Origin of the sequence: Bradyrhizobium sp. IC3195, assembly GCF_020193585.1 — a bacterium.
In the GTDB taxonomy this organism is placed as follows: Bacteria; Pseudomonadota; Alphaproteobacteria; order Rhizobiales; family Xanthobacteraceae; genus Bradyrhizobium; species Bradyrhizobium yuanmingense.
In genome coordinates this window covers 472,393-485,638 of the sequence record NZ_JADYVG010000003.1, presented here as the reverse complement: position 1 = coordinate 485,638, position 13,246 = coordinate 472,393, and the positions used below count along the sequence as shown (strand labels likewise).

Below are 13,246 nucleotides of genomic sequence, written 5' to 3'. Positions count from 1 at the left end.
TTCTCCTATCGTCCCGTATCGCCCTTGCCAGCGAGCACACGGTCGAGCCCGTAGAAGCGGTCGAGCAAAATGAGGGCGGCCATGGTGATTGCGATCACGCAGGCCGAGACCGACGTCACGAGCGGATCGATGTTGTCCTGGATGTAAAGGAACATGCGGACCGGCAACGTCTCGGTCCCGGGCGCAGCAAGGAAGACGGTCATGGTGAGATCGTCGAAGGACTGGATGAAGGCGAGCGCCCAACCGCTAATCACGCCGGGCAGGATCAGCGGCAAGGTCACGCGGCGGAACAGCGTCCAGCCGCCGGCGCCGAGCGAGACCGCCGCCATCTCGACCGTGCGGTCCATGCCGGTCGCCGCCGCCAGCGTCAGCCGCAGCGCGAACGGGAACACGATGATGACATGCGCGACGATCAGCGCCGCGAAGCTGCCGCCGAGACCGGCCGAAGTGAAGAAGCGCAGGAAGGCGATGCCGAGCACCACATGCGGGATCATCAGCGGCGACAGGAACAGCGCCGCCAGCACATCACGACCACGGAAGCGATAGCGCGAGATCGCCAGCGCCGCCGGCACCGCGAACAGCAGTGCCACGAGGGAGGACAACGCGCCAAGGCCGAGGCTGACCCAGAAGGCGTGAATGAATTCGGGGTAGTTCGCAATGGTCCTGAACCAGCGCAGCGAGAAGCCGTTGGTCGGCAGCGACAGGTATCCCTCAGGCGTGAAGGCGACGAGGCAGACCACCAGGATCGGCGCCACCATGACGATGACGAAGATCGTGTGAAAGATCAGCGCGAGCGGACCGTTCCGGCTCATCGGAACACCTCCGCATAGCGGCGTTCGATCAGTGCGTTGCTGCCGACGACGATCAGCACCAATGCGGCCAGCAGCAGCGTTGCGACCGCAGCGCCCAGCGGCCAGTTCAGCGTGTTGAGGAATTCGTCATAGGCGAGCGTTGCCGCGACCTTGAGCCGGCGGCCGCCGATGATCGCAGGCGTTGCGAAGGCGCTGGCCGAGAGCGAGAACACGATGATGGCGCCCGACAGCACGCCCGGCATGATCTGGGGCATGATGATGCGGCGGATGATGGTCGCAGGGCCCGCGCCGAGCGACATCGCAGCATTCTCGATCTGCGGATCGAGCCGCTGGAGGGCGGCCCATACCGACAGCACCATGAACGGCATCATCACATGCGCGAGCGCGATCACCACGCCTGTTTCGGTGAACATGAAGGGAATGGGGGAGCCGATCAGCCCGAGCGACATCAGCAGCTTGTTGACGAGGCCGTTGTTGCCACCGAACAGCAGGGCCCAGCCCAGCGTTCGCGCCACCACTGAGATCAAGAGCGGCCCGAGAATGACCAGTAGGAAAAAACTCTTCCAGCGGCCGCTCATGCGGTTGAGGATATAGGCTTCGGGCGCGCCGAGCAGCGCGGTGAGCAGCGTGGTCAGAATCGCGATGCGAAAGGTCCGCCAGAACATCTCGGCGTAATAGGGATCGGTCGCGATCTCGTGCCAGTTCTTGAATATGAAGACCGGCTCGATGCCCTTGTACTGGCCCCAATCGTGGAATGACAGCATTACCGTCATCGCCAGCGGAATCAGCAGCACGCCGACGAACAGCATCAAGGCGGGTGCGGTCAGCACCCACGGCGCGCGCAGGCTGCGCTCCTCGGCCGCCATGCTCATGCGCCGGCCCTCACGCGAACGCTCATGTCTTCGGGCCGCCAGGTGAGGCGAACCGCGTCCCCTTCGGCCGGCTGCGCTTTGCCGTCGTTCTGGCGGATCACGATCGCCGGGCCGCATTCACTGTCGCACTGGAACAGCCAGTGATTGCCCTGGAAGATGCGCGTGATGATTTTTGCGCTGAGCCCTGTATCGCCAAAGCCGATTCTTTCGGGGCGAACGCTGACGGTGACGGGACCGCCGAGCCCAGCCGGCGCCGGTGCGCGCCAGGAGCCGGCCACCAACTGCGTCGGCGCGACGGTCCGGTCGATCGTTCCGGCAAAATCGTTGGTCTTGCCGAGGAATTGCGAGACGAAGGCCGAGGCCGGCCTTTCATAGGTCTCTTGTGGCGTGCCGATCTGCTCGATCTTGCCCTGGCTCATGACCACGATGCGATCCGACAGCGACATCGCCTCGTTCTGGTCATGCGTGACCAGGATCGTGGTGGTGCCGACGGTGCGCTGGATCTGGCGCAGCTCGATCTGCATCTCCTCGCGCAGCTTGGCGTCGAGGTTCGACAGCGGCTCGTCGAGCAGCAGCACGCTGGGCTTGATCACCAGCGCACGCGCCAGTGCCACGCGCTGCTGCTGGCCGCCGGACATGCGGCGCGGATGGCGATCCTCGTATCCGGCGAGGCCCACCATCGCGAGTGCGGCGCGGACGCGTTCGGACCTTTCAGCGCGCGGCACGCCACGCATCTCCAGGCCGAAGGCGACGTTCTCCGCCGCGGTCATGTGCGGAAACAGCGCGTAGCTCTGGAACACGATGCCGAGGCCGCGCTTTGCCGGATGGATCGCGGTCAGGTCCTTGCCCTCGAGGCGGATCGCGCCGCGCGTCGGATCGAGGAAGCCCGCGATCATCTGCAGCGTCGTGGTCTTGCCGCAGCCGGACGGGCCGAGGAAGGAGATGAACTCCCCCTTCCCCACCGACAGGCTGAAGTCATCGACCACAGTCTGCGTGCCGAACTGCTTTGCGACCCGATCGAGCTCGAGATAGGCCATGGCGCTGTCTCCGCGGCGACCGATCAGCGTTCGACCTCGCGATTCCAGCGCTTGGTCCACTCCTCGCGCTTCTCGTTGATCACGGTCCAGTCCGGATTATAGAGCTTGGCCGCGCGCTCGCCGATCGGCGCCATCTTGCCGAGCTCGGGCGGGATCACCAGCGATTTCAGCACCGGGCCGTAGCCGTAATCCTTCAGCATCACGAGCTGGGTTTTCGGATCGAGCAGCATCTTGACGAAGCTCGCAGCCAGCGGCGAAGCATTGGGCTTATTGATCGGGCACGCCGTGGTCAGCAGCGTCGCTGCGCCTTCCTTCGGGTAGACGAAGTCGACGGGGAAGCCGGTATTGGCGAAGCTCTGCACGCGGCCGGTGCCCCATACCGCGATCACGGCCTGGCCGGACTGGAACAGCTCGGTCATCTTGCCCGGCGACGGCTCATAGGCCAGCACGTTCGGATTGATCTGCTCCTTGAAGATCTTGAAGCCGGACTCGACGTTGGTCTCGCCGCCGCCGTTCATCTTCGACAGCATCACCAGCGCTTCGAGACCGTAGGTGTTGTTGATCGGTGGAATCACGAGCTGTTTTGCGTATTTCGTGTCCTTCAGGTCGTTCCACGAGGTCGGCGGCGCCCAGCCTTTCTCCTTGAACACCTTTGTGTTGTACATCAGCCCGGTGGCGACGATGCCGATCGCGACCGCGCGATCGTCCTTGAAGCGCGCAGTGTCGTAGAGATCGGCGGGCAGGCCGTCGAGCTTGCCGCAGAAGCCGAGCTGGATCGCCTGGTACATCGGGCCGTCGTCGACGATGGCGACGTCGATCTGCTGGTTGCCTTTCTGCGCCTGGAGCTTGGCCAGCGTGTCGGTGGAATTGCCGGCGACGTATTCGACCTTGACGCCGTTCTCCTTCTCGAAGGCCGGGATCACCTCGTCGCGGATGGTCTTCTCGAACGAGCCGCCATAGCCGGCGACGTAGAGCGTTTTCTGCTGGGCCGAGGCGACCGAGGGGACGGCAATGAGCGCTGCGATGCTGACCGCGGTCAGAAGGCGAAAAGTCTTCATGTGGACCGATCTCCAATACCGGAATGAGGTGACGTGCCGACGAGTCTCGCTGGCTGAAGCGCGTTGCCGCATTCCCTTCCGCGCCAAACCGCTTCCGATCAGGGCTCCGGCCCCCATTCGGCGGGTTTTGGCGCGATCTGGAGGGTTGAACACCTCCAATCTGCCGAAAAAGCGGGCTGTCTCCAGTCCTGATGAAAAAGATCGCAGACCTATACTTCCATCGTCCAATGAATAATGGCACCCTCTGCATGCCGAAATGTTATGATTGGATGGTGGAATGGCGCGGATCAATTCGCGGCAGGTGGAGGCCTTCCGGGCGACGATGCTGACCGGCAGCGTGACCGAGGCGGCGGCGCTGATGAAGGTGACGCAGCCGGCCGTCAGCCGGTTGCTGCGCGACCTCCAGGCGCTGCTGAAGATGGAGCTGTTCGAGCGGCGCGGCACCGGCCTGGTGCCGACCGCCGCGGCGATGGCGCTTTACACCGAGGTCGAGCGCTCCTTCGTCGGTCTCGAACGCATCACTGCGGCGGCGGAAGAAATCCGCGGCCGGCGCACGGGCTCCCTACGCATCGCAGCACTGCCGGCGCTGTCGAACGGCTATCTGCCGCGGCTCACCGGTCACTTCCTGAAGGAGCGGCCAAACCTCAACCTGGCCTTCTTCGGTGTCATCTCGCCGATCGTGGTCGACTGGGTGCTGAACAATCAATGTGACGTCGGCTTTGCCGAGGTGCCGATCGCGCATTCCGGTCTGCCGAGCCAGAGACTGCCGGCGCCGGCGCGCGTCGCAGTGCTGCCGACCGGTCATCGCCTCGCGGAGAAGGACGTGCTGGAGCCGCGCGATTTCGAGGGCGAGACCTTCATCTCGCTGTCGGCGGGATCGTCGAGTCGGCATCTCGTCGACCAGGTCTTCCACCGCCACGATGTCCGCCGCGTGCTGCGCGTTGAGACCACGCTGTCGGAAATCATGTGCGGCATGGTGTCGTCAGGCCTCGGCGTCGCGATCTGCGATCCCTTCACGGCGCAGGAATTTGCAACGCGCGGCGTCATCGTGCGCCGCTTCCTGCCGCGGATCGACTTCGAATTCTCCGCGGTCTTTCCGGCGCAGCGCAGTCCTTCGCCGGTGGCGCTGGACCTTGTCGAGACCATGCGCAAGGCGCTGGTGGAGTTTGAGGATTAGGGCTTCGGTTCGAACAGTGCAGCTACAGGCTCGCTTCAACCTCTCCCGCTTGCGGGAGAGGTCGGCGCGTAGCGCCGGGAGAGGGTTCTCTCAACACGGGAGTGTCCCCGATTGGAGAGAGCCCTCTCCCCTGCCCTCTCCCGCAAGCGGGAGAGGGAGCGCACCGTCTTCGTGGCACCAGCGGCACTCAACCACTGAACGCCGCCTGCGCCTCCGGCAGATCCCAGATCTTGCCGATCGCGGCGGTGCCGGCCGCCGTAATCGCGGCTTCATCCGCGCCGAGATAGCGCCCCTCATCGACCAGCACGCGGCCATCGACCATGACCTGATCGATATTGGCGCGGTTGGCGAGTGCGATCAGCGCGCGGCGCGGGTCGAACAGCGGCTGCAGATGCGGATGGGTGAGATCGACGACGGTGAGATCTGCGGTCGCGCCCGGCTCGATGCGGCCGAGATCGGGCCGCTTGATGACGTCGGCGGCGACCGTCGTGTTCGCCTCGATCAGCTCGGGTGAGTTCGCGACGTCAGGGCGCGCCGAAATGATCTTGGAGATCAGCGACGCCGCATTGAGCTCGCCGAGCAGGTCCATGTTGTAGCCGTCGGTGCCGACCACGGTGCGGACGCCGTGCTCGGCGAAGCGGCTGAACGCCGCGGTGATGCCGGCACGCGCGAACACGCGCGGGCAGTTCAAGACGGTCATGCCGCGCGCGGCCATCAGCTTGAGATCGTCATCGCTGCTGAACATGCAGTGCGCCGCCATCAGATCCGGCGCGAGCAGGCCGAGCCAGTCCAGATATTCTGCCGGCGTGCGGCCGCCATAGCGCCTGCCGATGGTCTCGACCTCGGCGCGGCTCTGCGCCATGTGCGTGGTGATGGGAACGCCGAGCTCGCGCGCCCGCGTGGCGCAGGCCTTCAGCAGATCGGGGCCGCAGGTGTCGGTGGCATGCGGGCTCATGGCAAGGCTGATGCGGCCGTCGCCGTGACTATTCCAGCGCTGATAGAGCGCGTCCCACGCCGCCATGTCCGCAGCGCCGTCATCGCCGGAATATTGGACCACACCGTCAGGCCCGGCCTTGGCGTCGGAGGTCGAGAACAGATAGGGCGCGCCGTAGAAGCGGATGCCCATCTCTTCCGCCGCGTCGAACATCTCGGGGATCGAGTTGCGGAACGGCTCCATCACCGTGGTGGCGCCGCCCTTGAGCAGCTGGAGGATGCCGAGCCGCGCCACCGCAAGGCGCTCTTCCGCCGACAGGATATCGGCGCCGCGCTTGGTCAGCGGCAGCAGCACCGTGTAGACGATGCTCTGGTTGTTCTTGCGGCCGTTGCCGTCCTCGGTGTGGCTGCGCGCCACCGCTTCCGAGAAGCAATGATTGTGCAGGTTGAGCAGGCCCGGCAGGACGAAGCGGCCTGGGCGATCATAGACCTGATCGGCGCGCGGCTTGTCGCGTGTGATCGCCGCAATCTTCTTGCCTTCGACCAGAACCCAGCGGTCGCGCAGCACGTCCTGCGCGCCGTCTTTGCGTGACAGCACATAGCTGCCGAAGATTGCTGTGGTGCTCATGCGGGGCGTACGTTCCAGAACACGGCGGTGCCGTCGAGAATGCCGGTGATGGCCTTGCGGTAGGCCGTCGGCTGCTTGTACAGGCCGATCGGAATATAGGGGATTTCCTCGAACGCCACCCTCTGGACTTCGCGGCAGATGCGCTGCTGTTCGGCGAGTTCGGAGGCCGCCAGCCATTGGCTGCGCAAGGGTCCCATCTTCTCGCTCGCATACCAGCCGGCAACCTTGCCTTCGCCGCGAATGTTGGTGTTGCCGGCCGGGTTGAGCCAGTCGATACCCTGCCAGTTGCCGACCGCGGCGCTCCAGCCGCCCTGCGGCAGCGGATCCTTCTTCAGCTGGCGCTGCAGCACCACGGCGAAATCGAGGCCGGCATATTCGACGTTCATGCCGGCCTTGCGCAACGAATCCACCGCGATCTCGCCGAGCGGCTTCTGCGCCAGCGAGTTGGTCGGAACGAGCAGCACGATCTTCTCGCCGTTATAGCCGGCGGCTTTCAGGTCGGCCTTCACCTTGGCGTAGTCGCGCGGGCCGCGGAACACGTCGAGGCCGACCTCATTTGCCATCGGGGTGCCGGGTGCGAAATAGCCGACCGGTGAGACCTGGAACGCCGGATCGGTGCCGGCGACGGCGGTCATGAATGCGGACTGGTCGATCGCACCCAGGAGCGCGCGGCGGATGGCGGGATTGTCGAACGGCGGCTGCAGGTGGTTGAGGCGCAGCATGCAGGCGTAGCCTCGGGGATCGAGGATGCGCATCTCGATATCGCCGGCCGCCTTGATCACCGGAAGCAGATCGTGCGGCGTAGTCTCCTGCCAATCCTGCTCGCCGGTCTGGAGCGCGGCGACGCCGGTGCCGGCATCGGGCGTAGTGGTCCAGACCACGCGATCGTAGTGCACGATCTTCGGCCCCGCAGTCCAATCCGGCTTGCCGTCGGTGCGCGGCTGATAGCGCTCGAACTTGGCATAGGCATTGCGCGCGCCCTGCACGCGCTCGTCGGCGAGATAGCGGAACGGACCGCTGCCGATCACCTCGGTGAGCGGCTTGAACGGATCCTGGCTCGCCAGCCGCTCCGGCATCATGAAGCAGGCATTGATCGCTGCCTTGCCGAGCGCCTGCGGCAGCAGCGGAAAAGGACGCTTCAGACGGAAACGGATGGTGCGGTCGTCGGCAGCCGAGAGCTCGGCGGTCGCCTCCATCAGCTCGCCGCCAAAGCCGTCGCGCGCGGCCCAGCGACGGATGCTGGCGACGCAATCGCGCGCCAGCACGCGTTCGCCATCGTGCCAGAACAGGCCGTCGCGAAGCGTGAGGTCCCACTGCAGCTGGTCGGCGGAGATGGCGTGGCCCGACAGCATCTGCGGCGAGACCTGGAGCGAGGAGCTCATGCCGTACAGCGTGTCGTAGACCATGAAGCCGTGGTTTCGCGACACCTGCGCGGTCGAATAGATGGGATCGACGAAAGCGAGATCGATGACGGGGATGAAGCGCAGCGTGGATTGCGATTCAGCGCGGACGATGCCCGGCAGCGACAGCGCCGGCAGCGCCGCGCCGGCCTTGAGGAGCGAACGGCGGGAGATGGACATTAGCGGTGACCCGCTTCGTGGCGCAGGAAGTTCTCCGCGATGTTCTCGCCGGTGGTGATCCAGACGTCCGGGCACGACTTCGCGTAGGTCAGGAACTCGCGCAGCAGACGCAACCGCATCGGGCGGCCGCTGCATTGCGGGTGCAGCACCGTCGTCACCATCGCGCCCCAGTCGCGGACCTCATCCAGCTCGTCCTTCCACATCGAAAGCACGTGCTCCTTCGGAAAGATCGAGCGCGGACTGAAGCGCGCGGACAGGCCGTGCATCCAGTCGTCATAGCTCGCGGTCACCGGCAGCTCGATCGTGCCGGGCTTGCCGTCGGCGAGGCGATGGCGATAGGGCCTGACGTCGTCGCGGAACGAGGACGTGTAGACGATGCCGTGCCGCACCAGCGCGACGCGCAGTTCCTCCGTGAACTCGCCATAGGGCGCGCGATAGCCGGTCGGCTTGACGCCGAGCCGACGCTTCAGCGCCTCGAAGCCGCGCTCCAGCTCCTCCTCGATCCAGGGATCGCCTGGATCCGGCAGCAGATGGTGATAGCCATGATGGCCGATCTCGTGACCGGCCTTGAGGATGGACTCCGCCATCGCCGGATGCGCGTCGACCGACCACCCCGTGACGAAAAACGTCGCCTTGAGATCGAGCTGGTCGAGCAGCTCCAGGAGTTTCGGTGTGCCGACGCGCGCCTCATAGCCGCCATAGCTCATGGTGATGAGCCGCTGCGCATGACCTGCGTCCTTGCTGGTCCAGGCACTCTCGGCGTCCACGTCGAACGACAGGAACATCGCGGATGTGTACGGCTTCGGCCACGGATATTCGGGCGCGGGATCCGCGGTGTTGGCCGGAACGAGCGGAATGCTCTGGAGTGCCTTACTGTCCAGCATTGATGGTCGCCTTCTCGATTGCGTTGTCGCTCAATTTCCACTTCACCAGCAGCGTCTTGTAGGTGCCGTCCGCGATCAGCGCGTCGACGGCTTCCAGCATTGCCTGCTGCAATGCCTTCTCCTTCACCGGCAGAGCAATGCCGGTGAATTGCTGTGCGATGGGCGCGCCCACGGTCGCATAGGTGTTGGGCTCGAGGTCCATAATGTAGGGCAGCGTCTCGTTGCCCTGGGCGGCGGCATCGATGCGGCCTTGCCTCAGCTGGGTGCGCGCATCGGCCGAGCCGTCGGTGCCGACGAACTGGATCGGAGAGCTGCCGCAATTCTTCTCGCTCCACGCCGCAATCTGGGCCGGGAACATGGTGCGTCGGCTGGCGCCGACCTTCTTGCCGCACAGCGACGTCGCATCCTTGAATTCCGCCTTGCGCGACGCCTGCACGAAGAACTGCGGGCCGCTGCGCAAATAATCGACGAAGGTCGCGACCTCGTGCCGACTCGCATAGTCGGTGAAGCCGGACAGGATCGCATCCACCCGCCCGGTCGAGATCGAGGGCATGAACTCGGCAAAGCTGGTCTCGGTCCATTCGATCTTGAGGCCGAGCTTGCGGCCGATGGCCTCGCCGAGATCGACGTCGAAACCGGAGAGCGCGTTGGTGGCGGGATCGCGGAACTCCATCGGCGGGTAATTCGGCACCACCGCCACCTTGATGCTGCCGCGCTTTACGATCTCAGGCGGCAATTCGGCCGCCATTGCCGACGCGCTCATGGCGCCCAGGAACGCCGTCGCAAGCAAGAATCTCTTCATCACCATACCCCCAATGTCAGATCACTGCCGAAAGAAATGCCTTGGTGCGCTCCTCGCGCGGCGCGCCCAACACGTCGGAGGCGCGGCCCTGCTCGACGATCGCGCCCTGATCCATGTAGACGACGCGGTCGGCGACCTCGCGGGCGAAGCCGAGCTCGTGCGTCACCACCATCATGGTCATGCCGCTTCGCGCCAGCTCCTTCATGACCGCGAGCACCTCGCCGACCAGCTCGGGATCGAGTGCGCTGGTGGGCTCGTCGAACAACATCAGCATCGGCTTCATGGCGAGCGCCCGCGCGATCGCGACGCGCTGCTGCTGGCCGCCGGAGAGCTGCGCCGGATACCAGTCGGCCTTGGCCGACAATCCGACGCGCCGAAGCAGTTCGGTCGCCTCGGCGCGCACCTCATCCGGCTTGCGCCCCTGCACCTGGGTCGGGCCTTCCGTGATGTTCTCCAGCGCGGTCTTGTGCGGAAACAGGTTGAAGCGCTGGAATACCATGCCGGTCTTGAGCCGCTGCCGCCCGATTTCGCGCTCGCTCAGGCGATGGAGTTTCCCGCCTTGCTCGCGCACTCCGAGCAGTTCGCCGTCGAGCCAGATGCCGCCGGCATCGATCGTGGCGAGCTGATTGATGCAGCGGAGCAGCGTGGTCTTGCCGGAGCCGGAGGCGCCGATCAGGCACATCACCTCGCCGGGCCAGACGTCGAGCGAGACGTTCTTGAGAGCCTGAAACTCTCCAAAGTTCTTGGCTACGGAGCGGATCGCGACGAGCGGCTTTGTCATCGCGCCAGCCGCAATGTGCCGCGTGCAAAGCGGCGTTCGAGCAACATCTGGAGCGGTGTCAGGATCGAGACCGCGAGCAGGTACCAGAGCCCGGCGACGATCAGCAGCTCGATGACGCGGGAGTTGGCGTAGTAAATGTTCTCGGCATTGTGCAGCAGCTCCGGATACTGGATCACGCTGGCGAGCGAGGTCGCCTTCACCATGCCGATGAACTCGTTGCCGAGCGGCGGGATCACCACGCGCATCGCCTGCGGCAGCACGATGCGGCGCAGCGCGCGCAGCCGTCCCATACCGATCGCCTGCGCCGCCTCATATTGCCCGATATCGACCGACAGCATGCCGGCGCGCATCACTTCGGAGGTGTAGGCGCCCTGGTTGATGCCGAGCCCGAGCAGCGCGGCAAGGAACGGCGTCATGACGTCGACGGCGCGCGCGGACCACAGGCCGGGGATGCCGATGGTCGGAAACACCAGCGCGAGATTGAACCACAACAGCAGCTGCAGGATTAGTGGCGTGCCGCGGAACAGCCAGGTGTAGCCGGCGGCGACCGACTTCAGCACCGGATTGGGCGACAGCCGCATGATCGCGACGACGATGCCAAGGAAGATGCCGAGCATCATCGCCAGCACCGCCATCACCATGGTGTTGACGATGCCTTCGAGGATGACCTTTGCGGTCAGGAAGCGGCTGACATAGGACCATTCGATCTGGCCGTTCGCAAAGGCGCGCGCGATCGCCGCCAGCACGAGGACGATCAGGGCCGCGCTGATCCAGCGAAACCAGTGCGGCTCGCGCGCGATCCGCATGCCCGACAGATCGGGAAATCCTTGCGCGAGTGCCGGCGCCTGCTTCATTGCGGCGCCGCGTTCAGCATGGGCTGGGCGACTGCATTGGTCCCTAGGCCCCATTTGTCGAGAATGGCCTTGTACGAGCCGTCAGCGATCATCGCCGCGAGTTTCTCGGTCACGACTTCGCGCAAGGCGGCATCGTCCTTGCGGAACATGATGCCTTGATAGCCCTTGGCAAAGGGCTCGCCGACGATGCGGTACTTGCCGGGCTCCTGTTGCTGCGCATAAGGCAACGTCTCGCTGCCCTGCACGGCGGCGTCGATGCGGCCCTGCTTGAGCTGGTTGCGGACGTCGATGGAATTCTCGCCCGGAACGTACTGGATCGCCGGCTTGCCGGCCGGCTCGCAATTCTGCTTGCTCCACTTCTCGATCTCGACCGGGAAGCTGGTGCTGCGGGTGGTGCCGACCCTCTTGCCGCAGAGATCGGTGGCGTCCTTGGCCGCGCTCTCCGCCATCACGAAGAACTGCGGCCCGGTTGCGAGGTAATCGACGAAATCCGCCGTCTCGCGCCGCGAGGCACGATCGGAGATGCCGGAAATGATGAAGTCGGCCCGCTTGGTCGTGAGCGAAGGGATCAGCTCGGCGAACGGCGTCTCGCTCCAGACGATCTTCAGCCCTCCGAGCCGCTTGGCGAGCTCCTTCGCCAGATCGATGTCGAGCCCGACCAGCTCGTTGGTTGCGGGGTCGCGATATTCCATCGGCGCGTAGGTGGAATTGACCGTGAGCTTCAGCGTACCAGCCTGCTTGATCTCCGCCGGCAGCTCGGCGGCTCGCGCCGACGTCACCGCAGCCAGCGCTGCGCAGGCAAGCAAATACGAGGGGCGTGTCATGTCAGCTCCTTTTGCCAACGCCGCGACCGGCCGTTGGTCAATCTGCGTCGAGAACGGCCGGCTCGATGATGCCGGCACGCTCGGTGATCACCCTGTATTGCTCGGGCCGCCGGTGGGCGGCGAAGTTGAACATCTTGTCCTTGCCCTGGCGGCAGAGGTCGAGATCGATGTCGGCGACGATCACCTCGTCGGCCAGCGTCTGAGCCTGCGCGACGATGCGGCCGTTGGGATCGACGATGCAGGAGCCGCCGATCAGGCCGGACCCGTCCTCCTCGCCCGCCTTCGCCACCGAAATCGCCCAGGTCGCGTTCATGTAGGCGTTGGCCTGCGTCACCAGCGTCGAGTGGAAGGTGCGCAAGGCTCCGTCTTCGGTCGTGCCGCCGTTGGGATCGTAGGCCGCCGAATTGTAGCCGATGCAGACGAGCTCGACGCCTTGCAGACCGAGCACGCGCCAGGATTCCGGCCAGCGACGATCGTTGCAGATCATCATGCCCATGATGGCATGGGCCCAGGACGAGCCGGCGCGAAAGGCGGGAAAGCCGAGGTCGCCATATTCGAAGTAGCGCTTCTCGAGTTGCTGGTAGCGCGCGCCCGGACGCGGCTCGACCGAGCCCGGCAGATGCACCTTGCGATAGCGGCCGAGAACCTCGCCGTCGCGATCGACCAGGATGGAGCAATTGTAGCGCCGCCCCTCCGGCGTCAGCTCGGCATAGCCGACATAGAAGCCGACGCGCAGCGCACGTGCGCGATCGAATAGCTTTGCCACCGCGGGGTTCGGCATGCTGCGCTCGAAATACCGGTCGAGGGCCTCGCCTTCGAGCAGCCAGCGCGGGAAGAAGGTGGTGAAGGCGAGCTCCGGAAACACCACAAGGCTCGCACCCCGACCGGCCGCCTCCTCCAGCATGTCGAGCATCCGCGACAACGTGTGCTCGCGCGTATCGGCTTTTTGCGTCGGCCCCATCTGAGCGGCGGCGGCGCGAAGGACACGAACCAAGATTGCCTCC

13 protein-coding genes are annotated in these 13,246 nt (G+C 65.2%); 1 reads left to right on the top strand and 12 read right to left on the bottom strand.

Annotation, left to right across the window (positions count from 1 at the left end; translation table 11 throughout):
- Positions 1-5 precede the first annotated feature (5 nt).
- From I6F09_RS09610 to I6F09_RS09595, 4 genes are read right to left on the bottom strand one after another with little or no spacing between them, the layout of a single operon-like run.
- Positions 6-812 (bottom strand): ABC transporter permease, encoded by an 807-nt coding sequence (locus I6F09_RS09610; protein ID WP_035998443.1) that lies wholly within the window; start codon positions 810-812, stop codon positions 6-8.
- Positions 809-1,684: an ABC transporter permease gene (locus I6F09_RS09605; protein ID WP_035998440.1), complete on the bottom strand. Its 876-nt coding sequence runs from the start codon at positions 1,682-1,684 to the stop codon at positions 809-811. The genes I6F09_RS09610 and I6F09_RS09605 overlap by 4 nt, the downstream gene beginning before the upstream one ends.
- Positions 1,681-2,721 (bottom strand): ABC transporter ATP-binding protein, encoded by a 1,041-nt coding sequence (locus I6F09_RS09600; RefSeq protein WP_035998437.1) that lies wholly within the window; start codon positions 2,719-2,721, stop codon positions 1,681-1,683. The genes I6F09_RS09605 and I6F09_RS09600 overlap by 4 nt, the downstream gene beginning before the upstream one ends.
- A gap of 23 nt (positions 2,722-2,744) precedes the next feature.
- Positions 2,745-3,779: an ABC transporter substrate-binding protein gene (locus I6F09_RS09595; RefSeq protein WP_035998434.1), complete on the bottom strand. Its 1,035-nt coding sequence runs from the start codon at positions 3,777-3,779 to the stop codon at positions 2,745-2,747.
- Positions 3,780-4,056: 277 nt separating this feature from the next.
- Here I6F09_RS09595 and I6F09_RS09590 point away from each other — a divergent pair, with 277 nt between their 5' ends.
- Positions 4,057-4,956, top strand: a complete 900-nt coding sequence (locus I6F09_RS09590; RefSeq protein ID WP_225187938.1) for a LysR substrate-binding domain-containing protein — start codon at positions 4,057-4,059, stop codon at positions 4,954-4,956.
- Positions 4,957-5,143: 187 nt separating this feature from the next.
- Here I6F09_RS09590 and I6F09_RS09585 read toward each other — a convergent pair whose 3' ends face one another.
- From I6F09_RS09585 to I6F09_RS09550, 8 genes are read right to left on the bottom strand one after another with little or no spacing between them, the layout of a single operon-like run.
- Entirely contained in the window at positions 5,144-6,517 is a 1,374-nt protein-coding gene (locus tag I6F09_RS09585; RefSeq protein WP_225187937.1) for an amidohydrolase family protein, read from the bottom strand.
- Complete coding sequence (locus I6F09_RS09580; protein ID WP_225187936.1) at positions 6,514-8,097, bottom strand: ABC transporter substrate-binding protein; 1,584 nt, start codon at positions 8,095-8,097, stop codon at positions 6,514-6,516. Before I6F09_RS09580 ends, I6F09_RS09585 begins: the two co-directional genes overlap by 4 nt.
- The gene (locus tag I6F09_RS09575) at positions 8,097-8,981 is read right to left on the bottom strand and encodes a polysaccharide deacetylase (protein ID WP_225146421.1); all 885 of its coding nucleotides are present in this window, start codon (positions 8,979-8,981) and stop codon (positions 8,097-8,099) included. Before I6F09_RS09575 ends, I6F09_RS09580 begins: the two co-directional genes overlap by 1 nt.
- Positions 8,968-9,783 carry an ABC transporter substrate-binding protein gene (locus tag I6F09_RS09570; protein ID WP_225187935.1) on the bottom strand — a complete coding sequence of 272 codons (816 nt, stop codon included), beginning with the start codon at positions 9,781-9,783 and terminating at the stop codon, positions 8,968-8,970. Before I6F09_RS09570 ends, I6F09_RS09575 begins: the two co-directional genes overlap by 14 nt.
- Before the next feature lie 16 nt (positions 9,784-9,799).
- On the bottom strand, positions 9,800-10,564 hold the full coding sequence (locus tag I6F09_RS09565; protein ID WP_057028105.1) for an amino acid ABC transporter ATP-binding protein: 765 nt from the start codon (positions 10,562-10,564) through the stop codon (positions 9,800-9,802).
- Positions 10,561-11,418 carry an amino acid ABC transporter permease gene (locus I6F09_RS09560; protein WP_036021759.1) on the bottom strand — a complete coding sequence of 286 codons (858 nt, stop codon included), beginning with the start codon at positions 11,416-11,418 and terminating at the stop codon, positions 10,561-10,563. The genes I6F09_RS09565 and I6F09_RS09560 overlap by 4 nt, the downstream gene beginning before the upstream one ends.
- Positions 11,415-12,242 (bottom strand): ABC transporter substrate-binding protein, encoded by an 828-nt coding sequence (locus I6F09_RS09555; protein ID WP_225187934.1) that lies wholly within the window; start codon positions 12,240-12,242, stop codon positions 11,415-11,417. The genes I6F09_RS09560 and I6F09_RS09555 overlap by 4 nt, the downstream gene beginning before the upstream one ends.
- 37 nt (positions 12,243-12,279) lie before the next feature.
- On the bottom strand, positions 12,280-13,236 hold the full coding sequence (locus tag I6F09_RS09550; protein WP_081494441.1) for an N-carbamoyl-D-amino-acid hydrolase: 957 nt from the start codon (positions 13,234-13,236) through the stop codon (positions 12,280-12,282).
- Positions 13,237-13,246: the final 10 nt, after the last annotated feature.